The organism is Pseudoclavibacter sp. AY1H1 (genome assembly GCF_002931055.1).
Taxonomy (GTDB): Bacteria; Actinomycetota; Actinomycetes; order Actinomycetales; family Microbacteriaceae; genus Pseudoclavibacter.
The window spans coordinates 269,874-293,180 of sequence record NZ_PSXX01000002.1 but is presented as its reverse complement, the minus strand read 5'-3'; the positions used below and the strand labels follow the sequence as shown (position 1 = coordinate 293,180).

Below are 23,307 nucleotides of genomic sequence, written 5' to 3'. Positions count from 1 at the left end.
TTGGTATGTTCCTGCCGCGAAATTCTAGGCGAGATGGTCCACATCTGGGGCAAGTTCGTCATCTCCGATTGAGTACGACGTTCCATCGATCAAGGCGTGAGGCTCGGAGAAGTGAATATCGCACTGATGTCCATTTGTACCGTACTGATACCATTCTGATGGAGGCGACGGTGGTGTCGAGATTTCGGTCAGTCTCTGTCGTGCTAGCTCAAAGAAGTCGGATTCGCCATTCTTGGTCATCGTGATCAAGTAACTGCTTTCCATGAAGAGCTGGTACGCGCCGCTCGAGTCATTGTTTTCGCCAATAAGTTCCATGCTAACCATCTTACGCCTTAGTGCTCGTGTTGTGTGCCGGGTCGAGCCCAGGTGGGATTCTTGGTTGGTGGGCGGCTGCTCAGCTTAGGTTATCGTTCTTCGTTCTGTCGAACTGCTCGTCCGCTATCGCTGGCCACTGGCGTCGCGCGTTCTCGTTCTCTGCATGCCGCAACCTCTGCTTCTGCAATCCCTTGTGCTGATCGCGATGTGTCTCGAACTGCCATCGATCTCAGTCGGGTTGCTGCGTCCAAGAGCAACAATCCGATGCTGCGGTTACGCGCGTCGTCACGTACCCAGAGCGCCTAGAACGCACAGTGCGTGCGAGCAATGAGCCACGCCTCCGGCGGCAGGTCGAACAGCTCGCGTGGCGCGTGTGACTCAAGGATCGCAGCGCCGAATGCACGGCCCTTTTGCGGATCCCGAGCGATCGGCGTCCGTGAGAGATCCGGGGTGAGCTCTTCCACGCTGTCGAAGACCTTCGAGGTGATCGCGCCTCGGTCCTGATCGTTGAATCCACGGTCTGTGTCGAAACCGACGATCGGCCTATGCGATGTCGCGCGAGGCTCTTCGGGGTGTTCTCGACCCCGATCTCCACCCGTCCTGACTTGTTGAGTTGCGCACTCATGGACCGCTTGCTTTTCTCTTCACAGGCGTATCCATGTCTTCTTCTTTCGAGCTTGACCTCGGCGTCCCCACCACTTCGAACCTCGAGCCTCGGTGACTACAACTCCGGGCAAACCGACCACCTCCGGGAATCGCGCAACGAGAACTCGAGGGCAAGGGAGAGCGCGGAGCGCAGCGGAGAGGTCTCACGCGGCAGCCCCAGCCGCAGGCTGGCTATTCGAACCGGGGCTGGCGCGCCCGCTCGAGCTGTGACCGCCGCGCTGCCTCTTCCTGTACCCGCTGCCAATACGCCACGTCCTGCTCGAACTGTGCCTCGTAGGCCGCGCGCTGCTCGAGCTCACCTTGCGGCTGATCCTGTTCGTAGTAGTGACCGTCTGGTGCGGCGTAGCTCCAGTTGCGCTGTTCCCTGCGTTCCTTTCGGCTGTGCCGGGTGCACCAGAGAACGAGAAGCACCCAGTTGATCACCAACACGAGGATTGCGATCCACGTCGTCGGTTGGACATCGAAGCTCAGCCCCTCCCGGTAGGTCCATGTGCCTTCGCCTAGCACCCGCCACCAGACGACGAAGGTCGCGATGATGCTGAGCCCGAGCCAGTACGAGCTCAGCCAGAGCAGACTGACGATGATCACGACGGGCCAGAGGAATGGCATGAAGATCACGGCGGCGGAGAACGGGTATCGAATCCAGGGCATGTTCGAACGGTAGCGGCGACCACCGACATTCGTGAAGTGAGGTTCCTGAATTCGTGCGCATGTGGTGCGCGACCGGTCGGTGTTCCGGCAATGGGTAGTGAACATGTTCGTTCATTACCTGAAGGGGCACCCTTGCAGTCCACACGAGTACTGGCCACCTCCACGGCCCTAGCCTGCGGGATCGGCTTCATGCTGCTGACCGCTCCCGTCGCTCACGCCACGGAACTCCCCTCACCTGACTCGACAGCCTCGTCGTCGACACACGTGATGGCGATCGATGACACCGAGCCGCCCAACACCGACGAGGGCACGGAGCCCACGGAAGAACCAGAACCCACCGTCGATCCGGAACCCACCGAAGAGCCGGAGCCGGAGCTCCCGCACCCGGAGATGCCCGTGGCCCCGGTCGTCCCGGCAGCGCCGGACACGGTCACACCTGACGTTTCGCAGTCCGACGCCGAGTACGACACCGACTCTGTCGCGACGAGCTCCTACTACTCCGACGAGGCAGAGGACACGTCCGAGGAATCGGCCCCGACCAAGCTCGCGGCTACCGGCTCTGAGTCCTCCGGTGCCACCGTCACGGCGCTCGGACTCGCGGCCCTCGCCGCTGGCACGGGCGCGCTCGGGATCCGCCGACGCTTCCGCCGCGCATGACGCGCAACCGCGTCACCCGAGTCGGCGGCGCTCCTGCGCGCGTCTCCACCACAACGGAAGGAACGACCACACGCATGAACACCACCCAGACCCGCGGCGCAGCATTCCGCGCCAAGCAGACCGCCCGCATCGGCCTCACCAGCGCTGCCGCGCTCGCGTTCCTCGCCGGAGGCGTCCTCACGACCGCCGGGGCAGCGAACGCAGCCCCAGGGCTCATCGGAGGCGGCATGGCACCCATGGCGGCATCGACCGCGAACTACGCGGACGTGTTCTCTAACGTCAAGATCGCCTCCGCTGACCCGATCCGGGAAGACGGCACGCTGCTGTGGAAGACGGCCATGGCCATGAGCTTCGATATGAAGATCCCGAACGACGCGATCCCCGGTGACACGTTCACGCTCAAGATCGCGGAGAAGGACCGCTTCTTGTTCCAGGCGTTCTCGGATCTGGAGATCAAGAGCGCCGACGGGACGGTCATCGCCACGGCGAAGACCGCTGACGGTGACCGGTCTTCCATCTACATCACCCTCACCGATGCGGTCGCTGTGTCACAGAACATCACGGGATCCACGACGGTCACGGTCAAGCCGATCGCGGACAAGGCTGAGGACGTGACCTCGACGCTGACCATCATGGGCGCGGACGGGGCGAACCTCGGCCCGGGCACGTCCTACAAGATCGAGAAGCTCCAGCCAGCGAGCACGGGCGTCATCGTGTCCCCGCGCATCGTCAACGGCAACGAGGTCGGCCTGCTCGTCGGCGGACAGTACATCAAGCAGTCCGGCTTCCTCACCGACATCTCCGGCGCGACGGCAACGCTCAAGGCCAACGAGCCCGGTCTGCTCCCGAACTGCGACATGAATACCGGCATCAGCTGGATCACCGACAACGGAGCCACGTCCACCAGCAGCGGCTACAAGACGAAGGTCATCAGCTGCGACCTCGAAACCGGAACCGTCGTCGTCGGCTTCCCGGACGGGGTCGTCATCCCTGAGGGCACCGAGGGCTACAACCTCAACACCGAGTGGGTCGCAGACACCCCCGCCAAGCAGTACACGCTCAACGGCGACATCACCGCTGAGGGCCAGACGGTCGCCAAGACCGGCAAGGGCACCACGCCCTCGCTCGCCGGCGCCGCCGACGGCGTCGTTCGTCCCGCACAGACCACCATCGCCAAGACGTCGGATGCCCCTGACCGTCTCCTCGTGGGCCAGGAAATGGTCTACACGATCACGACCAAGAACCTCGAAGAGCTGCGCACCGCGTACGGCATCACGACCGTCGACACGCTGCCCGCAGGGGTCGAGTTCGTCTCGGCTTCCCAGGGCGGCACATTCAAGGACGGCAAGGTCTCCTGGGCTGCCTCCGACTACGCCCCCGGGCAGGAGAAAAACGTCCGCGTTCGCGTCAAGGTGCTCGACACCGCCGCTGACCTCATCACCAACAAGGTGAAGAACACGGGCGTCAACACCTGCTTCGAGGGGGACGACACCGGCAGCGTATGCGAGGCCAGCGTCTCCGACACGCTCACCCGCGTCGGCCTCGAGCTCGACAAGCAGGAACTCGGCGTCAAGGACACCAACGGCGACGGCACCACCGGCAACGCTGGCGACCAGATCACGTACGGCTTCAATGTCACAAACACCGGTAACGCGCCGGAAGGCACGATCACGCTGACGGACAAGCTGCTCGGCATTGACGGCGTGGACATCATCCTCGACGTTCCGCTGGAGCCGAAGGCGTCGATCATGCTCCCGGGCGAGTACCTCTACACGATCACCGTCGAGGACGAGAAGGCCGAATCGGTCCTCAACGAGGCCACCGTCAGCGTCCCGGACGGCACCCCCGTTGGCGACGCGGTCGAGACGCCTGTGACTCCCGCCCCGGTCCCCACATCGACGCCGACGGCAACGCCCACGTCGACGCCGGTTCCTGCCAAGACGGTGGATCTCGCCAAGACCGGTGCCGACCAGTTCGGTCTCTGGGCCGGGATCCTCGGCGGCATCACCGTGGTCGGCGCGGGCGCGATCGCCCTGGTGCGCCGCAACCGCGCGACGGTAGCTGCTGCTGAATCGACCCCCAGCGAGTAGTCCTCGCTCCACCTGATAGCGACGGCCCACACCCCACGCGGGCGTGGGCCGTCGCCCATTTAACGGAACGGACCCCCGATGGACACTCTGCTCACTGGCCACCCCGAGACCCGCCAGCACCTGGTGAACGAGCGCGCACGTCGACGGCGCACCCGCAGCCGCTGGGGATCCGCGCTCGTCGTCACCCTCATGGCCGCAGGCAGCGCCACCGTGATCGGCTCGATCGCCGCCCCCGACCTCACCGAACAGCTCGCAGAGAAAGGCGTCGGCCAGGTCCGGGAGGTCGCCAACGCCGTCAACGTCGAACTCTCCCAACCCGCGACTCCCGGCGCGGAGAAGCTGCCCACGCTCTCACTGGGAGAGCTCGGATCCGAAGCGCTCCTCGACGTATGTGCAACCGGGGTGTTCCCGGAGCTCGAGAGCTACCGAACCCAGGCCGGCCTCCAGCCGGTGTTCGCGGCCCACAACAACTGCGGGGGAGACGTGATCCTGCCCCTGCAGGTCGGGCAGCGCGTGTCCGTCGTCGACCAGGCGGGGAACGCCAGCACCTACCAGGTCACGGAGCTGCGCGATGTCGACAAGCACACCGCCACGACCGAGGACGTCGTGGGCATGACCGGGGCGCTACTGCTGCAGACCTGCCACTGGGGCGAACCCATCATGCGCTTCGTCGCGCTCGAGCCCGCCACCGACCGCTAACCGCTCCACAGATCCGCGCGGCCGCGACACGGCCAACGCCACCATTCCCCAAGGAGACACACACCATGAACGACCACCCCGCCGGCCTCTCTCGACGATCCATGCTCGTCGGCGCGCTCAGCATCGGGGCACTCGCCACCGCAACCCACATCGCGCTCCCGACACCGGCAGCAGCCGCGACCGCGCTCACGAAACTGCCCGCGATCACATCCCCCGCACGGACGCTCTTCGCGGAGAACGAGCAAGTGCTCGCCCGCTACCTCATGAGCGTCACGGGCATGGCCAACGACATCGTCGACAACGACGACGCCACCTACGGCTTCATGGGCGGCGGCTGGTGGCGACCCGCCAACACCCAGACCACCACGAACTCCCGAATCATGGAGCACGTCGCGACCCTGGCCTGGTTCTACGCGAACGAGCGCCCGTGGAACCCGTACTACCGGAACGGAGACCTCCTCAAGCGGCTCGAAGCCGCGATCAGGTACTACACGTCATTGCAGATGAAGGACGGCAGCTACCCCGAGTACCGGGGCGAGTCCAGCCTCGCTGCGACCACCTTCGGGATCGTCGCCCAGGCTGACACCTACGAGGCACTGCGCACGTTCGGGGTCTCCTACGACGCGCGCCTGCAGCTGCGACAGAGCATGGAACGCGCGGTCGCCTGGTTCATGAACCCCAAAGCCGCCCACTGGACCCCACCCGTCTCTGCCTTCAACCAGGCCTCGGCGGGGCTCGTCGGCGCGCAACGGTCCCTGCAGGTGCTCGACAAGCCCACCACGACGCAAGCGGCGGTCAACGAGCGCATCACGTACCTCATCGCCAAGGGACAGGCTCCCGCGGGGTTCTTCCACGAGCCCTACGGCGTGGACTTCGGCTACAACTTCACCGTCACACTTCCGGATCTGGCGTGGCTGTACCGGCACACGCAACATCCGGATCTCGTGCCCGCGGTGCAGCGCTACGTCGAGTTCATGCGCTACGCGATCATCCGCGAACCAGCTACGGGGGAGCTCAACCATGTGCCCGCCCTCCACGTCCGCAACGTCACCGCGGCGATGTCCCGGCCCGCCGAGGACCTATCCGATCGCGCGGCCCTCGCCAAAGACTTCCTGCCACACGTCCCGGACCTCGCGCTCTTCTTCGCCACGGCAGAGGAAAAAGCGCAAGCACGAGCGGCGTTCTCCTCGTCGACGAAGGGAATCAGCGCGCTCGGCAAGCCTGACACGTCGCCGCGGACCTGGATGTACGGGGTTCTCGCGCCGATCGGTCCCACAAGCGCCGAACGCGACTCGTTCGAGGCTGCTCTCCCGAGCCTCACCAACGAGCGCTTCACGAAGTACGCGAGCGGCTCCAAAAAGGATCAGTACCTTTTCGTGCGGCGCCCGTCCTATTACGCCGTGTCTGTGTTCGGGGACTGGCTCAAGTCCTACCGGTCAACGCGCCAGCTCGGCACGTTGTGGAGCCCAACCATGGGCACCATCTTGGTCGGGACCAACAACCCTGATGCGCCTGAGGGGTGGGAGACGGTCGGGCCGCGGGGCTCGTTCTCGACTCGTCAGTCCAGCTCCACGAGCCTCTTCTACGACAGCCGCGCGTCTACAGGTGCGCAACAGATGAAGGACGACCAGCTCCCCGCCCGGTCAACGCTCTTTGCGCAGCGGACCGAAGCGACAGCTGGCACGGCGCAGTACGCGACCGGTTGGGGGTACTGGGACCACGGCCTTCGCTACACGTTCATCACTCAGCAGGCGGGCGATTGCACACACCGGCTGCCGCTGCTCCTCAAAGCCGGAGACACGCTGGCCTTCGCGGACGGATCGACATTCGCCCCGGGCGACACTGACCGAGAGGTCCAGACGTCAAGTCTCGTCCTCACCCGCGACGGCCACCGAGTCCTGTTCAGCCTGGGTACCAAGCCAGTCCGAGTGTTTATCAAGCGCACCGGCCAGGAGATCGCTGGAGGCGTCATCCATCGCATCGGCATCGTCTTCCAGAAACAGATCGACGTCAACACCGTCTTCCTCGCTGACGACGCGGCCGTCACCATTCAAGTCGAGGCCCACCGCCACGCCAACGGCGACGTCTCCATGCGCGTCACCAGCCTGCCCGAACTCCGCGGAGCTCGACTCGCGATCGCAGGCGCGGCGACCGGGCAACAGGTGGCAATTCCAGACGTGGCGGACTACAGCGTCTCCGAGCAGACACTCCGCGCATCGAACGCGCGAGCCCGCAGCGTTGGTGACGAGGTCGTGACCGTCACCGCGACTGGGCCCGACGGGACTGCGATCGCAACATCCGGAGCACCGATCGTCTAACACCAGCATCCGGCAACGAAAAGAGCGCCCCTCCTGAGGAGGGGCGCTCTTTTCGTACGGGACAGATCAGGTTGTAGGGGGCTTGCGCCAGCGGCGCGCGACCGGAGCTTCCTCGCGGATCCACGACGTGGTCGCGTTCACGCCGGTCGGCCAGTACACGTCGCGCACCTCGCGACCATCCTTCGTCAAGTTGGTGTACACCTGCACGAGCGGAGTAGGTGTTTGTGCGGCGCGCTCATTGACCCACACCCCGGACGCGAGGACCGGGGGAGCGGCAGTCGCGAGGAGCTCTTCGCGCTCCGCAGGCAGCAGCTGCGCCCACCCTTGCATCTCGGCGCTGAGCGAGGCGAACACTTCCGCGCGCGCCAGCGCTTCCATCGGGGCTCGCACCGCTTCAAGGGACTCCCGCAACGTCGCGGCCGCGGCCAGCGCCAGACCAGGCCGGTCGCCATCTGCAGGGGCGGACTGGAGTCTGTCGAGCTGCAGGCCGAGATGTTCCGTGATCGCGTTGAGACGCCCCGCGACGTTGAGAACCGCGCACTCCACCTCATCTGGTGAGTGGAACAGGTGAAGGTGGCCGTGCTCGTCCACGCCCGCTGGATCCAGAACGGTCCCGGTCAGGGTGTGGACCCCCGCACGGAACGCTGGTGCTGTAGTTGTCATGTCTTTCTCCTAGGGGGGGGTCGAGGCCTAGCCGGCTACGTCTTCGCGTACCGGGATGGCGGACTTGATGATGTCGATGTTCCAGCCATGCTGGGCGAGCTTGCCCGCGAGGTGAGTCGCCTGGCTGAGGAGTTGGTCAAGCGGTTCACTAATAGCAGCGTCGCGGGCGTTGGCGAAGCTCGTCGCTTGGGTGATAGCGGCGGTGCTGCGGCGGTCGAGCTCTACGTAGATCTCAGTCGTGGCTAGAGACGAATGCCCCAAGAACTCCTGAGTCGCGCGGATGTCCAGCGTGCGTGTGTAGCCAGTAGTACCAGCTCGGTGACGCAACGTGTGCAGGCACTCGTGTGGCATCATGCGCTTCACATAGACGTAGATGGTTTGAGGGTGGATATGGGAGCCTGCCCACCGTCCGGGGAAGTAGTAGCGAACTCCCGGGGCAGTTTCTGCCTCGATCGAGCGCAGGAGATGCAGAGTGATGTCGTCCAAAATGAGCACTCGTTCACGTTGGCCCTTGCCAACTACTGTTAGTTCTTGATCACTCCGTGCAGTGAGTTGCAATGTGGCGATTTCGATCCTTCTCAGGCCCATTGTGGCGGCGAGCGCGAGGATCGCGCGCTCTCGCAACGTGGCCTTGTCAAAGGCATCGAGGACAAGTTCGTCAGGGGCAGGGCGACGGTGTCTCTTCTTGGGGATCTTGACGCTGGGTAGGTCTCGGCTGACGTCAGCCTGGCCCGGCACCGTCATCGCTCGCCACTGGAAGTAGGACCGGAAGCTAGAGCGGATGCGCTTGCAGTACTGAGGTGCCCAGATGGCGTAGTGATCGGCCATGTACTCGAGCAGGCTGGCCTGTGTCGCGTCCTCGATCTGGATGCCTGTGGATCGTTGGAACCGCTCCAGGTCCCCCACCCGCTGCGCGATCGTTCCGGGGGCCTTCTGGCCCGCAAAAAGGTACTGCCGATAGCTCGTAAACTTATCTTTCACTGGGGTTTCCTACCGTGCAACCGACCACGAACCGGTAGAGCCCGCCGCCCGTAGCGGAAAATGAACATGATTCGTTATTTCAACGGCCAAAATCCGCACGCTGAGAGACGGCCGCGAGGACTAGCATCACGGTGAGCAACGGCAAGACGGGGACTCCTCTGCCGCACGCGGGTGTTGGGGAATCCGAAATGACATAACCCGCGGGTCGTGGGTTCGAGCCCCACCGGGCCCACCCTTCTCCCTGCTGGTCAGCAGTCAGATGCAGTGGCGCGTCGTCGTCGTCGACCTCGCCGTCGAGGTACGCCACAGGTAGCTCCACGACTCGTGCGACCTGGACTGCCCGGTTGTTCTAGCAGCGCCGACGTTCGCAATTTGCCACTGATGTTCGACTGCGTCGCGTCCAGTGCGCTTGTTCTGTGCCGCCGGTTCATGGGCCGGCCAAGAACTGGTTGACGCTTCAAGGTCGAACCGCCAGTCGATGAGACACACACTCGCGGGGCAATATCTGGGTGGGTAGCCAGTGATATCTGGAAGAGATGCGGCGCGTCAGATGTGAACGACATTCGCGGGAGGTTTACTGAGTGGGATTCCGTGACTTGCGGCCAGGACGGGTAACGCCCAAGCGCCTTGGTTCGGCTCAAGATTGCGGCGTGATCCCTCGGGAGCGGGGCAAAGCGAGATCCTGATTGTTTGGCCGCGGTCCCAGCCAGGATTTCGGAATCTTGCGGCGCAGCTCATTCGTGGGTTCTTCGATGAGTTTCCACGATCCCCATGCCAGGGCCAGTGTTATCAGCAGTGAAAGCACGGCGGTGCCCCACGGTCCCAGGCCTCCGAGTCCGAGCAGGATGACGAACTGTTGGACGGGGAACGCCCAGATGTAGAGGCCGTAGGAGACGTCGTTCTTGACACCGATCCTGACCGGGAGGCGTCCACCCGCCCAGAGCATGAGGAACGCGAAGGGGAGCTGTCCGACCCAGATGGCGAGATCGGATGCGAACAGCAGCACCATGAGGACGGCGGCGATTGCGGCGAAGGAATTGCGCAGTCGCAGCTTCGGCCCGAGGAAGTAGAGCAGCATGCCGGCTGCGAAGAACGCACCGAACCGCAGCAGGTTCAGGAAGAGGTTGGTTGTGACCTCAAGGGGTCCGTGCGCGAGGATCTGCGCGGCAACGATGCCGACGAAGCCGATCGCGACGATGGGGAGCGCGTGTCGTCGCACCCACGCGAACGTGAGGAGCACCCCGGCTGCGATGTATGCCACGAACTCGAAGAAGAGGGTCCAGATCGATCCGTTCCACACATCCGGATACGGCGCGGTCGCGAGCGTCTCACCGACTCCGAACTGCGACACCGAGAGCAGGAAGTTGTTGCCGACGTAACTGAGCGCGCTCCCGAGCTGCCACTGCCCGCCACCTACGAAGGACGCGAGTGGCGCGACAACGAATGCGGTGAGGATGAGTACGGCCCAGTACGCGGGGAAGATGCGGAAGGCTCGGTGCACCATGTACTCGCGGAAGCCAAGACGCATCTTCGACCCCGCGATGAGATACCCGGAGATAGCGAAGAAGCCATTCACTGCCCAGGAGGCGAGGGGAATATCGGGCGCGTTTTCGTACCCGCCGATGATCCAGGTGTGCTCGAAAATCACCACGGCCGCGAGAACGAGGCGAACGAAGTTGAGCGCGTTCTCGCGCGTGGAGAGCGCATCGCGCAGTGTCGGAGTCACGGGACGATGCTAACAGCGCTTCACAACTTCGTGCGATAATAAGACAAATTGGTCGTGCGCTCCCGGTAATCGATGGGTTCCCGGTCTGAGCCGCAAACTACGGCTATGAGAAGGCGTACACCACAGGGAACCCGGGCCACATGTGGATCAGCGGATACGATGCTGGATTGCCCAGCGGGGGTCATTCCTTGTCGTGCACCTACAAGATGGTTCCAAGCGGCAGCTGGATGAGCTGCGGGTCTCGGGGGCGCCTCCAACGCAACTTCAACGGCGGTGTTCGGTCCGGTGAAGGGGACGCAATGGACTGCGGGGACAACTGTCTACACGGGGTCCGCTGCAAAAATCTCGGACTCAACAACGAAGTTCGTCCCCATGACACAAGGCTCTCCGCGAACCCTCACGTCAGTGATCGCCTCGAGTGGCGAACGACTATCGGCGACGATGACGTTCTGAATCCGGTTGGCGACTTCATCTTCAACCTCACCGAGGCAGGCTGGGCGGGGAAGCGGTGGAGATTGGTGTGTTGGTGCGGACCCGATCGTTCTTCACCTGGATGCCGTTTGAGGTGACGAGCCTCTGGAAACGTGACCCTGGACCGCACCGTCCGGGGGTCACATCTTCGGCCGCGCTGCGTGTGGACACCGGGCGCAAGCTCCTGGAGCAGTTCCGGATGCCCCAAGTCAGACCTCTTCCACCAGGTAGCCCGCGGCGAGGAGTCCAGAGCGCAGCTCCTCTCTGCTGGAAACCACCAGCCCGTCGGCACCGAGGCGGTGGCGTGCTCGCTTGAGATGGGTTCGAACAGTGCCGGGCCCCAAGGCGAGGAGCTCAGCGATCTGTTGTGTTGTTGGTGCCGCACGGCTTGCGAAGAGCGCGGCGATCTGCAGCTCGCGATCTGTGAGCCCTGGGCGAGGGAAGTCGTTGGAAGAACTCGGCGGGCTTGCGAGTGCGGCCCGGAGTGTCCCCAGGAATTGCTCCCAAGTCGTGGTCGTTCGTCGAGCCACGAAGGATGCGCCCTCGAGACGCAGCCGCGACTCGATAGTGGTGTCTTCGGAGTTCACCAACACTCCTACTCGGGTTCCCAGGCGGGTAATCGCTCGAACTTTCAGAACGGCAGGAACGTGATCGACTAACTCGGCGGAGAGCACGACCAGATCCGCGACCTCGGCGCGAGCCGCCGAGAAATTCACCCATGTCTTTGTTCGGACACCCACCTCCCAGCTGCTGTCGGATGCCTCAGGCGAGTGGCGCAACGCATCCCAAATAAAAATAGTCTCATCAATGACCTCAATCAGGGTCATTCGCAATACACTTCAGCATCGGTTCATTCATCCATTGAGATACCCGGGGGTTTGCGAAGATGCGGCGAGAGGGTCGAGTGGAAATCGAGGTCACTCCGCGCTGGCTTGTCTGCACTGACCAGCGACTCGAAGGTGAGTGCCTCGGGCAGGTGCTGAAACGGCGCATGCCTTTCTTGCGTGATCCACTGGTCGCAACCATGCCAGCTGTCGCCCTTGAAGGGCCTCCTGTCCACTTTGCAGTTGTGAGTTCGAGTTTCACGACCCAGAATGCTCTCCCTCGATTCATCCGTGAACTCTCGTCCCGCGGGACCAGGGTTCTTCTCTCTACGAAAAACAGCACTTCAAGTGCCGCAGATGCCGCGGCTCTCGCAGGTGCCGCCGCCATCTATGACAGCAACGGGGGAGTAGGTGAGTTCCTCGATGCAGTCAGGTCCACGTTGGCGAATCCCCGCCCGAGTCCGGAGCCGATCGGCTCCACGTGGGGTGGCTCGGTCCCGGCGCGGAGCCTTGCACTCACCGTCGCTGAGCAGCGCGTCGTCGACACGCTCTTCACCCCTGGCGCAACGACCGCGTCTACTGCGCTCACGCTGGGTCTCAGCGTGCAAACCGTGCGCAATCACTTGACGAACATACGAGGGAAGCTCACTGGCACCCCGACAAGCAATCTCACATCACTTCGTTTCGCACTTATCGATGCTGGCTTGATCGACCATTACCCTAGGTCTACTAGTAGGAGTGGGGTAATGCGCGATCTGACGTAGGTGCAGGTGGTTTTCTTCAGGTGAGAAGGTTCACCTAGCGAAGGAAGCCCATGTCTGAGAATCAGGGTCCAACATCACCATCTCGGCGAAAGGTGATTCAAGGTGTGGCGTGGTCGGCACCAATCATCGCGACTGCCGTGGCCGCACCATTGGCGGCCGCGTCTGAGCGCTGGAATGTGGCGGTCGGTCAAGGGTGCCTCATCGGAATCGTCGGCCTCGATTTGCTTCCTGGATTCCGCATTACGGAGACCACCAATACACTGCCGCCCGCAACCCTGACGTTCACGCAGTCAATTGTCTACTCCGGTTCTTACAACTTCGTCTTTTCGGCCGGCGAGGGTGTCCAACGCACTGCAGCGCAAGCGATCGGGACGACAAACCTCGGCCTGTACTTCGTCGCCGGAATCGTGAGTTCTCTTAGCAGCAATGCAACCGCGACCGCTTTCAGCGGAAGCTTGGCGAGCTCCACCTACCAGGAGACCGGTCGAGGTTCGAATGGTCTCGGCGGAACCCGAGTGGACTTCACGATGACCCGGAGCCGCACCATCACCGTCACGAATCTGGGTGCAGGTGGATCTGCAGGTATCGGCTACCTGATCAGCGCCGGCGTCACGCTTCCAGGAGCGTCTGTCCGGAACGTACTCACCGCCAACCCTGGTTCTGGGGGTCTCATCACCACGGACAACTCCGCGACACTCGACTGGGATCTCCTCAGCCTCGGCTGCTGACCAGGTCTTCGGTCTCCGACGCCGCGGCTGATGCACGCAGGCCGCCCTCGGGCGGACGCGGGCGAGTCCAGCTCGGGTCGGCCCGGCTTGCCGCGTGCCGTCTCGAGCGAGGGGACGCGTGGGTCGGAGGCCTGCCGGATGAAACATATGCACTGGTTTCCGCCGGGTTCTGGGGGAGAGTTGCTGCGCATTTTCGACCGGCACCACGACGGTAGGCATCAGGTTGTCGGAACGCACTCCGGACGGAATGTTCTGGCGCACATCGGGCTGATTTGACCAGGCCCGGATCAGTCGAGCGACTCGGTGCCCGCTGTGGCCCAGCTCTTGCCGAGGACGGCGACCGCGTGAGTCCGGGCATAGCATGATCATCTCCGCGCCGGGGCTTCACGGCACGACAGTCAACCCACGCGGGGAGCAGGGGAGCACCTGAGGCATGGATACCTATGATCAGCGCGGCGCCCGAGGTGTCAGCCTGGCTGGCGATGCAGCCCTGGCCTGGTTCGCTCGCGGGCAGTGCGACGCCTTCCCACAAACTCTGCCGCTGCGCCTGCACGCCGACTACTCGCATGTGCACGGGTTCCTGATCACTCGTATCTGGCACACACCGGTCCGTCTCGACCTGGTCGCGGACCCGGTGCCTGATGACCGATTGACCGTGATCGTCCCGGTAAGCGGAGTGCGAGTGCTGACGACGCAGAAGGGCCGCTTCGAGATAGCGCCCGGCCAAGTCGTGCTCAGTCGGCGGAGGCAGATGCTCTCGTTGGAGACCAGCGCGCCCTCCTCGATGATCACGCTGGCCACGGATGCTGCGCGTCTGCCGGGGCTCAGGGGCATCGACGCGCTCATGGACACCACGCTGACGGCAGATTCTGGCCTCGTGTCCGTCCTGGTCTCTGCCGTGAACGCCACGCTCAAAGCGCCCCAGGAGACAGAAAGCAACGCATTCGCACCCTGGCGACGCAGCCTCGAGTACATGCTCACCGCTGTCATCGACTCCACGCTCGATGAGCGCAGCAACCCCCTCGATCAACCCACCACGAGCATCCTCGAGCGCGCCTTGCGAGCCATCGACGACCGAGCGCACGATCCTGCCTTCGGCGTTGCCGCCCTCTGCGAGGACCTGCACGTCTCGTCCACCAGTCTGCACCGGGCCTTCAAGAACGTTGAGATGAGCCCAGGTGTGTATCTTCGAAACGTTCGGACAGGGCTTGCTGTCGATGTGCTCACCAGACAGGGCTCCCCGATTACCGAGTCGATGCTGCGTATGGTCGCGCCGGGTGTGGGCTTCGGAACGAGCCGATCACTGAGAAGAGCGCTGCAGGCCAACGAAGAGGGGCGACGGCTCATCAGCGGCACCGGCCAGCACCGCGAGGATGGGAAAGAAGCTCTCGAAGTGCATCCTGGTTCGAGCTGACGCGGTCGATCGCCGTGCAGCGTCGCCGACCGGCCATGCGACCTGCGATGTGAAGTGCATGCATACGCATTCAACGCGGTTGTAGCTTCAACATGTCATAGACCCCCACCCTGCGCAGCGCGGGTGAGTGCGGATTCTGTCTCTGCCACGTCGTAGAGCACCCACTCCAGAACCCTGCTGCAGCGCCCTGTGGCCGTCACCGCAGCCTGAATCCGGAGCACCCATGTCATCCCGCACCCCCGAGCCCACGTCTTCCGCTTCGACCAGCCGCCGCACCGTCCTCAGTGCCGCCGCGTGGAGCGTTCCCGTCATCGCCCTCGCAGTCGCCGCCCCAGCTCGTGCAGCGTCGACGCTCGCTCCCGTCCCGGGCATCAACGGATGGATCCAGTTCGGCTACCCCACCTCGAGCAGGGGGACCGCGCGGGTCACGCTGGACGCCCGAGGTCGGTACCCGGAGCGCGGCCTCTGGATCAACGACACCACCGCGGCGACGAAGGTCACGGACATGCACCTTGCCTTCCACTTCCCGAGCGCCGCCGGCGACCTGTCGTTCGCGGAGGAAGGAACCTCAGCCTGGTCGCCGCTCGTGAAGGTCGGGACGATTGCCATCGACGGCGTCCGATACAACAGCTACCGCTCCGACTACACCGCGAAGCTCCCGCTCTCGCCCGGCCGAACGCTCATCCCCAACGACTTCTCCTTCCGATCCACCAGGAACGTGGCCTGGAGTGGAGCCCGTCCCTACATCGACCGGTTCGTCACCATCGATGGCACTGCGCAGTCCTTCCGTCGCCAGGTTGGCGGCAACGGTGACGTGCTCGCCACGGCGCCCTACTCCGAGACGCGACAGACGCGTCTCTCGCAGGCCGAGGTGGCTCCTGCGTCGGTCGATGGTGCCCTCGAGGATGCGGAGATCGCCAGCGTCGTCGCGTGATCTGAAGACGGCGGGGTTCGGGTCGGCGCAGGTGCGCGGGGCGGCTGGTTCGTCCCCGCGAACGGACGGGAACGAACCAGCGTCGAGCATCATCTCGCCCCAACGTGATGCTGCTCGAACTCGGGCCTACTCCCCAAAGCGCCCGAGAGGTCACCGCAACGCTGTCGCGTGTCGCAGGTGCGTGGCCATTGTGGCGTGGAGGCGACTGCAGCGCGGGGCCGGATCACATCCGATGTCGCATCGGCGATACGTCGCCGTTGGAAGCGGGTCTGGCTGTCACGCACCACAATGGGTGAATGTCGACGAAGCGCAAGCGCAGGCCCAAGAGGCGCACGGTCCAGGCTCCGGCCGACCAGCCGACCTACCGCATGAGCGCCCGGCGCATGGTGGGCATCACCGGCTCCTTGGTGGCGCTGATGGTCCTTCTGCTCCTGGCCGCGGTCGCGAGCCTCCTGGCAAGTGACGGGTCCGGGTCGAGCACCGGCGAGATGTGGGGCGTGGTCGCACTCGTGGCGGCGTTCGGTCTCCCCGTTGCCGCCGCAGCGATTTTCGGGGGTCTGGCGATTTCGCCCTGGGGTTGGGTCCCTGGCACGATCTTCGGCGTCGGGTGGCTGGCGCTGCTGATCCACATCACGAACGATTCGTTCCATCTGCTCTCCGACGGTCAGGCTGTTGGGCCGCTGATCTATCGGGAGCTGGCATGGCAGGCGACGGGGATCGGCGGGTTGGTCGTCGGCGGCACGCTGTATTTCGTCGCCGGCTGGGCGAGCGACGTCCCGATGTGGATCGGCGGGACAAGCGGAGGCATCTCGGTAGGCAGGCGTCGGAGCAAGAGGCATGGCGCACCTGCAGAGCCATTCGACGAGTCGTGAGGACTCGGAATGACGAGTCGATCGACACCGCTGCACTGGAGACCTCACCCATCGAATGGACCTTCCTGAAGTAGGGAACTGTTGCCGCCACCTTCAGGACGCTCGGGCTGATCCTCAGCCTCACGAACATGGCCCTCGCAGACTGCGTTTCGCGTGGTTGTCAAGGGGTTGGGTGGATATATATAGCTAGCTAAACTAGCTATATGACTTCGGAGACAATCGATCGCACGGCAGCGGTGGCACCGACCCCTCCTGCTTCTGAGGACTACTGGGCGTCGTACGAGCGCCGCGTGATGCCGCGTGAGCTCTTGGCTCTCGGTGCAGTAGGCATCACCATGAGCATCGGTATCGCCGTTGCTATCGCTGCATTCTTCTGACATCCAGCAGCAGCTCGAAACAAGAGTGCTCAGGAACCACCCACAAACGCGAGGCGGCGCTCGCCCGAGACCGTGACGACACAGCCGTTCTTCGCGATGACACACCGGCCACATTCGGGGTGAGTGCGGACGTCGAGCTGTTTCCATGCCGCGGAAATATATGGTTTGGCCCAGCAAGTCCCGACTACCGGCGCGGGATCTTCACGGCGTCGTGGGCACGGAGGCTTCTCAGAATGAATGCGGAACTCGACATTGCTCTGTCTGGCGATCATGCGGGCGAGTGGCTGGAAGCTCATGGCGTGCAGCCGATAGCACTCGGCGAGGACTTTCGGCTCTACGCGGATCTCATCTCCAGTCCCAGCATCAGCGTCACCCGGATCTGGCACACGCCCATGGAAGTCCGGGTCCGCCCGACGCACGAGACCGGCCTTGATCGCGTCTATCTGAGCTTCATGATGCGCGGAACCCTCAGCGTCATCGAAGAAGAAGCAGCAGAGTCGCCGCAGACTGGAACACCTCCGATCTTCGTCCACGACACGGCGCTTCCCGCCGGGATCCGCACCGAAGAGGAATCGAGCAGGTTCGTCTTCGGTATCCGGCGATCAAAGATCGAGGCTGTTCTGGGGGCGGATATCTCCGACGGCCGCCCGCGTATCCCGGACGCGAGCCTGCGACGCGTTGCTCTCGCCGCCGCTGCAGCTTCCTTCGATGGCCAGCTCGAGGAAGACACGCTTCCCTTCCTGGCCTGGAGAAACGCGATCGAGACGCTGGTTATCGCCGCTCTTCGGTCGACGATGCAAGCTGCCGGCCCATCGGGGGCGCTCCTGCAGCGTGCACAGCAGCTCATTCTGGACCACGCGAGCGAACCCGATTTCTCGGTCGCCGAGCTCGCCAGCCGGGTGGGAATCTCCACTTCGCACCTGCACCGCGTCTTTCGCACCATCGACACGACTCCGGCGACGGCCCTCCGCGAAAGGCGCCTCAGCCTTGCTCGCGACCTCATGACTGCTCAAGCAACCCCTCAGGATCTGAAGGCGATCGCACTTCAGGCTGGCTTCAGAAGCCTGCGCATGCTCCAGTACGCGAGGCGTATGTACGCACACGAGAATGCCGTTGCTGGCCGGTAGCAGTGCTCTTGCTCCCCGTTCGCGCCGTTCGGGTCCGGTCCACTGCTCGGTCAGAGGAGCGCGGAGAGGCGCTTCTTGCGGCGGTTCTGACTGACGATCCAAGCGATATCTCGATCCGCGGGGTCGAGTGCGAGGAACGCCGTCAATCCCGTGGTGGGGCTCGCTGCGACGGCGATGCTCCAGCAGTATCCGAGTGCCTGACGCAAGGTTCGCGCGTCTGCGTTCCTCCTCCGAGCCCCTGACAACGCCGCGTACTGCTCGGTGACGTGTTCGCAGGCCGTGAGCGCCGCATCGGCGACCTGCGGATTCTTGAGGAGGCGGGGCTCGCAGATAGCGGCGATGGCGGCTCGCTGCCTGAGTGGGTGGGGGTCGTCGGCCCAGTCCTGCACGATGCGCACGAGGGCTTCCGGATGCTCGTCTCCAAGTAGTTGGAGTCCGATCGCCACGCCTTCTCTCACCCTCCACCGTTCGTCCGTCGCCAGTGTCCGGGCGCGAGCTTCGAATTCCGGTTCGCTGGAGCCGTAGGAGAGGGCGGCCGCCGCACACATCGCCGTGTATTCACTCCTATCCCTCAACAGGAGCTCGATGGTGAGGGCGTCAGCCGTGCTGGCGACCGCAGAGGCGAGTGAGAGGTTGGCCCGAGGCCCCGGAAGCCCGGAGTTCTCCTCAAGGAACGCAGGCCAGTCTTCCCGCGCGAGTGGGCGAAGCTGGGAGGTCCATGTCGGTGCGGCCATGGTCTGACCCTACGAGGCGAGAGAGCCATTGCCCCACGCGAGCAGGGCTCTGAAAAGAGACCGATGAGATGGGGAACCCCCATCTCATCGGCCAGGGGGCAGGGAAGCTCGATTCGACCCTTCTCGGGGGCGGTCGGGTGCAGCCGCCAGGGAACGGATCAGGCGTCGACGACGATGGCCGTGACGATCGGCTCGCGGCGATGGCGGCGCAGGAGCCACTGGGAGACCGCCCGCGTGATCAGCTTCTCGAGCCCTTCCGGGGTCAAGCGAGCACCGTTGGAGCGGGCCTTCGTGATCGCTGCAGAGATAGTGTTCCGGGCGTTGCTCTGCCAGCCGGGCTCTTCCACGAAGCCCTTGGCGAAGAACTCGAGCTCTTCGACGAGTTCCTGCGTGCGCTCGTCGTAGATCGCGAGAATCGTGAGCGCGCCTTCTTCCGCGAGTACCCGTCGATCATCGAGAGCGGCGTCGGTCGCGACGCCCATAGTGGTGCCGTCGACGAAGATGTGGGGTGCCGGGATCCGGCCGCTGACGCTCGTCACGCCGCGTCGGAGATCGACGGAAACCCCATCCTCGATGATGTGGACGCGGTCCCGCGGGATCCCGGTCCGAACGGCGATCTCAGCGTTGGCCGTGAGGTGACGCCACTCGCCGTGCACGGGCAGGACCGCGGTTGGCGAGAGGATGTTGTAGCAGTAGGCGAGCTCGCCGGCGCTGGCGTGTCCGGAGACGTGCACCTTCGCATTGCCTTTGTGCACGACCGTCGCGCCCCACCGGATGAGCGCGTTGATGACGCCGTAGATGGCGTTCTCGTTGCCCGGGATCAGCGAGCTCGCGAGCAGGATCGTGTCGCCTTCACCGACCGTGATGATGTGCTCGCGGCGCGCCATGCGCGAGAGCGCCGCCATGGGCTCACCCTGCGAACCAGTGCACACGAGGACGGCTTGCTGGGCGGGTAGCTTCTCCAGGCGCTTGAGGTCCACGATGATGCCCGCCGGCACCTTGAGGTACCCGAGACGCCCCGCGATCTCCATGTTGCGCACCATGGAACGCCCAACGAACGCGACCTTGCGGCCGTGCCGTTCCGCGGCATCCAGAATCTGCTGAATGCGATGGATGTGGCTCGCGAAACTCGAGACGACGATGCGCTTCGGCGCGTTCCGGAACACCTCGTCGATGGCGGGCGCGAGGTCCCTCTCGGACGTCGTGAAGCCCGGAACGTCAGCGTTCGTGGAGTCGACGAGGAACAGGTCGACCCCCTCATCAGCGAGGCGGGCGAATCCACCGAGGTCAGTGAGCCGGTTGTCGAGCGGGAACTGGTCCATCTTGAAGTCACCAGTGTGGAGGACGAGGCCCGCTTCCGTGCGGACCGCGACGGCGAGACCATCCGGAATGGAGTGGTTCACGGCGAAGAACTCCAGATCGAATGGCCCCATCTTGACCCGGTCGTTGGCCTCGACCTGGGACGTCGGGGGCTTGATGCCGTGCTCGGCCAGCTTTGCGGTGATGAGCGCCAACGTGAGCTGCGATCCCACGATCGGGATGTCCGCGCGCTCCTTCAGCAGATACGGGACACCGCCGATGTGGTCCTCGTGGCCGTGCGTGAGCACGATCGCCACAACATCGCTCAGGCGATCTCGGATCGCGGCGAAGTCAGGGAGGATGACGTCGATGCCCGGCTGATTCTCCTCGGGGAACAGCACACCGCAGTCGATGATGAGGAGCTTGCCGCGGTATTCGAAGACCGTCATGTTCCGGCCGATCTCCCCGAGGCCTCCGAGTGGAGTGATACGCATCGCATCACCGGGGAGGCGCTTCGGTGCTGAGAGTTCGAGGTTGTGCTTCGAAGTGTTCTTCATGGGTACTTTCTACAGAGTCTGGGCGGGCGGTGACCCGGTGTGGGGCCGCACGCAAGGTGTGGGTCGAGCGAAGTCGGTTGCCGGCGAGCCGCGAGCTACGACCAACACCAGGCACGTTCGACCAGGAGGAGGACATTGGCACTCCGGCCGCTTCGTTGCTGGCGAAGATAGCTCTGCGGCTGGCTTGAACGCCGTTCGATTTCCGTGCTCACCGCGGGGAATCGCCGTGGCACAGCTGGGCGGCTGAACCGTTGCTCGCCCCTACAGCCTAGGCGCGCCTGCTGAGTCCGCGGGTCATGAGTGCTGCACCTGGACGCAGCGATCTGCGCCCCGAAAGCCGTGCGCCTGTCTGGCGGCGGCAGTACAGGTGAAGCGACTGAGCGCGCCTGGCAGCGGGGAGAGGCGGCGTCAGAGCTCGCAACATCGGTTTCCCGAGAATCCCTGGTCGCGCGGATCGACGTCGACGACCAACCTCAGGCCGCCAGTTCGTGCTTGCTCAACTCGGTAATCTCGGATCACTTCTTGCGTTTTCGGACCATTTGCGCACGTTTCGGTCACGCAGGTCGAATCCGGGATCTCAGTTGGCCGCGATCGCTGGCACCGCCGTTAGGTTCGCTCGAGAAGACAGCGGGTTTCCCGAGACACGGGGGTAGAGATTTCGCTGGAGGGGTTAGGAAGAATACACATGCAGAACTCGTCTCAAAAAACCGGTGACAGGCTCATCGGCCGTCGAAACGTCGTGCAGGGGGCGGCGTGGGCGGCGCCAGTCGTGGCCTTCGCGGTCACTGCCCCACAGGCGGTGGCTTCACCCTGCGATCCGATCGATGCAACGCTCACCGCGACGTGGGCGCAGCTGCAGCCCGAGGTGCCATTCTTCACGGAAACGCTCTCAGGAGCACCGTGGGGCACGCGGACCAACGATTCCCAGACGTACGGCACCGTGTATACATCGGTTAACTTCTCGAATACTGGCGTCGATGCCGTTCCAGCGGGTGGACTTGTCGTCTTCGTGGGGCTTACCTCAAACCCGGGGACTCGGAATGCGGATGCTACGCCCTTCTCAGGATTCGAGAGTTCCCCCTTCGTGAGCGACGACTGGGAGTACATGGACACCACGATCAGTGACGGCCCATCGGAGATGGGGGGATACCTCAGTCGATTCGACGTCAAGCAGTACCGATACAAGAAGCCCCTGGCCCCCGGCGCTACGACCTCGGGCATCCAAGCCTGGGCGATCCCGTCTTCGCCGCGGCCCAAGCGCGAGGATTACGGCTCCAACTGGACGGATTCGCCCCCAGCGATCGGCGCAAACTACGGTCAGGTCTTCGGCGCGGGCGGGAGCTACTTCACCTGCCGAGATGGGTCGTCGAGCCCTGTGAACGTCTCCAGCGAGGAAGTGCTCTCGGACAAGTGGGGGGTCTTCTACCCGCATGCCTGAGCACCGCGGAGTGCCGTGGAGTTTGTTGCCGTCGACTCGAGGGCATCGTGTGATCTTGTCTTCGTGTTGAGATCAGTCTGACCACGACCTGCGAAGGCGAGCGAGCCTCGAGGAGCATTGCCGATGCTCCTCGAGGCTCGCTCGCCTTTGTCTCGTTCTCCGGCCTCGCACACCCCCACCGCGACGTGAACGAAGCAGGCTGTGGCCAAAAAGTCGCAACCCTGAGTCCGGGCCGTGCGCCGTCATTACGTTTGTGAGCTATCAGTAACTTCCCCGGGAAGTGCAACGTGAACCAAAGGAACATGAAACCGATGTCGCCAGTCGAACGCAGGACTTTGCAGACGGGAGCCGCGAGGACGTCGCCCGTCTTTGCCAGACCCGTCGCCGAACCGCTCTCAGCCGCGTCGATGAGAGTCGTCGACGGTGCGTCTGCGTCCAGCAACGGGCCACTCGGAGCGCCTGATGAGACCAATTCGGCTGAGTCGGGACGAACATGTGCCCTCGCGGACGACCACGCGAGTCCCGCGAGCGGCATCGCAACGGGACTCACCTTCGACATCCCGGGCGCCGCATAGGAAGACTGCAGAAGCTGGCGGACCGACGCGATGATCGCCTCTGTTCCAGCGGGCGACGAGGGGTGTGCGTCTCGAGACTTCTTGGCTGAGGCCCGCACCTCGCCAAGCCACTCGCCGCGACCAGCGTGGTGTCGAGCTCTCGCTCGTGTGCCCCACGGTTGTTCGGAGCGGCCCGCGCGGAACGCTCACGCACGTGACTGGTCCCCAGCGATCTGAGCAGGCTCATCGTCATGCTCACGTGGCCGCACAACTCGGTCGGATAACCACACGACAAGGGCTCGACTCTCGCACGTCGATGAGCGGGGCGGGCCATTTCACGTCGTGCCGCAGTCAGAGTACCGAACCCGGTAGCTGGTTCTGTGCTCCCTCAGGCATGACCGCAGTTCTCGTCGCTGAACGTGATCTGCAGGAGAAGCGATAGGGGTGA

19 protein-coding genes are annotated in these 23,307 nt (G+C 64.0%); 11 read left to right on the top strand and 8 right to left on the bottom strand.

What is annotated here, in order from left to right; translation table 11 throughout:
* Positions 1-24 precede the first annotated feature (24 nt).
* Positions 25-315, bottom strand: coding sequence for a hypothetical protein (locus C5E05_RS19770; RefSeq protein WP_146081042.1), 291 nt, complete (start codon positions 313-315; stop codon positions 25-27).
* 837 nt (positions 316-1,152) lie between these two features.
* Entirely contained in the window at positions 1,153-1,737 is a 585-nt protein-coding gene (locus tag C5E05_RS05775) for a DUF4199 domain-containing protein (RefSeq protein ID WP_146081041.1), read from the bottom strand.
* A 27-nt stretch (positions 1,738-1,764) separates the two neighbouring features.
* Between C5E05_RS05775 and C5E05_RS05770 the strand changes: the two genes are divergently transcribed.
* From C5E05_RS05770 to C5E05_RS05755, 4 genes are all read left to right on the top strand, one after another.
* Positions 1,765-2,289, top strand: coding sequence for an LPXTG cell wall anchor domain-containing protein (locus C5E05_RS05770; RefSeq protein WP_146081040.1), 525 nt, complete (start codon positions 1,765-1,767; stop codon positions 2,287-2,289).
* Between the two features lie 74 nt (positions 2,290-2,363).
* Positions 2,364-4,379, top strand: coding sequence for an Ig-like domain-containing protein (locus C5E05_RS05765; protein WP_181059398.1), 2,016 nt, complete (start codon positions 2,364-2,366; stop codon positions 4,377-4,379).
* A 78-nt stretch (positions 4,380-4,457) separates the two neighbouring features.
* Complete coding sequence (locus C5E05_RS05760) at positions 4,458-5,078, top strand: hypothetical protein (RefSeq protein ID WP_104341368.1); 621 nt, start codon at positions 4,458-4,460, stop codon at positions 5,076-5,078.
* A 65-nt stretch (positions 5,079-5,143) separates the two neighbouring features.
* A complete protein-coding gene (locus C5E05_RS05755) occupies positions 5,144-7,396 on the top strand; it encodes a hypothetical protein (RefSeq protein ID WP_104341367.1) in 2,253 nt (750 codons plus the stop codon).
* Between the two features lie 66 nt (positions 7,397-7,462).
* Here C5E05_RS05755 and C5E05_RS05750 read toward each other — a convergent pair whose 3' ends face one another.
* The 4 genes from C5E05_RS05750 to C5E05_RS05735 form a co-directional block, all read right to left on the bottom strand.
* The gene (locus C5E05_RS05750; RefSeq protein ID WP_104341366.1) at positions 7,463-8,059 is read right to left on the bottom strand and encodes a hypothetical protein; all 597 of its coding nucleotides are present in this window, start codon (positions 8,057-8,059) and stop codon (positions 7,463-7,465) included.
* Positions 8,060-8,086: 27 nt separating this feature from the next.
* On the bottom strand, positions 8,087-9,040 hold the full coding sequence (locus C5E05_RS05745) for a tyrosine-type recombinase/integrase (RefSeq protein ID WP_104341365.1): 954 nt from the start codon (positions 9,038-9,040) through the stop codon (positions 8,087-8,089).
* Positions 9,041-9,677: 637 nt separating this feature from the next.
* Entirely contained in the window at positions 9,678-10,766 is a 1,089-nt protein-coding gene (locus tag C5E05_RS05740) for an acyltransferase (protein WP_104341364.1), read from the bottom strand.
* 680 nt (positions 10,767-11,446) lie between these two features.
* Positions 11,447-12,064, bottom strand: a complete 618-nt coding sequence (locus tag C5E05_RS05735) for a LuxR C-terminal-related transcriptional regulator (RefSeq protein ID WP_104341363.1) — start codon at positions 12,062-12,064, stop codon at positions 11,447-11,449.
* A gap of 811 nt (positions 12,065-12,875) precedes the next feature.
* Between C5E05_RS05735 and C5E05_RS05730 the strand changes: the two genes are divergently transcribed.
* The 6 genes from C5E05_RS05730 (at position 12,876) to C5E05_RS05710 (ending at position 18,277) form a co-directional block, all read left to right on the top strand.
* Positions 12,876-13,553, top strand: a complete 678-nt coding sequence (locus C5E05_RS05730) for a hypothetical protein (RefSeq protein ID WP_104341362.1) — start codon at positions 12,876-12,878, stop codon at positions 13,551-13,553.
* Between the two features lie 433 nt (positions 13,554-13,986).
* Positions 13,987-14,967, top strand: a complete 981-nt coding sequence (locus tag C5E05_RS05725) for an AraC family transcriptional regulator (RefSeq protein WP_104299389.1) — start codon at positions 13,987-13,989, stop codon at positions 14,965-14,967.
* Between the two features lie 223 nt (positions 14,968-15,190).
* On the top strand, positions 15,191-15,901 hold the full coding sequence (locus C5E05_RS05720) for a hypothetical protein (protein ID WP_104341361.1): 711 nt from the start codon (positions 15,191-15,193) through the stop codon (positions 15,899-15,901).
* A 296-nt stretch (positions 15,902-16,197) separates the two neighbouring features.
* A complete protein-coding gene (locus C5E05_RS05715) occupies positions 16,198-16,773 on the top strand; it encodes a hypothetical protein (protein WP_104341360.1) in 576 nt (191 codons plus the stop codon).
* A gap of 203 nt (positions 16,774-16,976) precedes the next feature.
* A complete protein-coding gene (locus C5E05_RS20065; protein ID WP_181059396.1) occupies positions 16,977-17,150 on the top strand; it encodes a hypothetical protein in 174 nt (57 codons plus the stop codon).
* 233 nt (positions 17,151-17,383) lie between these two features.
* Complete coding sequence (locus C5E05_RS05710) at positions 17,384-18,277, top strand: AraC family transcriptional regulator (RefSeq protein ID WP_104307119.1); 894 nt, start codon at positions 17,384-17,386, stop codon at positions 18,275-18,277.
* Between the two features lie 50 nt (positions 18,278-18,327).
* On the opposite strand, the gene C5E05_RS20690 is transcribed toward C5E05_RS05710, so the two are convergent.
* Both C5E05_RS20690 and C5E05_RS05700 read right to left on the bottom strand, forming a co-directional pair.
* The gene (locus tag C5E05_RS20690; protein WP_104341359.1) at positions 18,328-19,011 is read right to left on the bottom strand and encodes a HEAT repeat domain-containing protein; all 684 of its coding nucleotides are present in this window, start codon (positions 19,009-19,011) and stop codon (positions 18,328-18,330) included.
* A gap of 158 nt (positions 19,012-19,169) precedes the next feature.
* Positions 19,170-20,867, bottom strand: a complete 1,698-nt coding sequence (locus C5E05_RS05700) for a ribonuclease J (protein ID WP_104299384.1) — start codon at positions 20,865-20,867, stop codon at positions 19,170-19,172.
* Positions 20,868-21,552: 685 nt separating this feature from the next.
* Here C5E05_RS05700 and C5E05_RS05695 point away from each other — a divergent pair.
* Positions 21,553-22,305: a hypothetical protein gene (locus tag C5E05_RS05695; protein WP_104242414.1), complete on the top strand. Its 753-nt coding sequence runs from the start codon at positions 21,553-21,555 to the stop codon at positions 22,303-22,305.
* Positions 22,306-23,307: the final 1,002 nt, after the last annotated feature.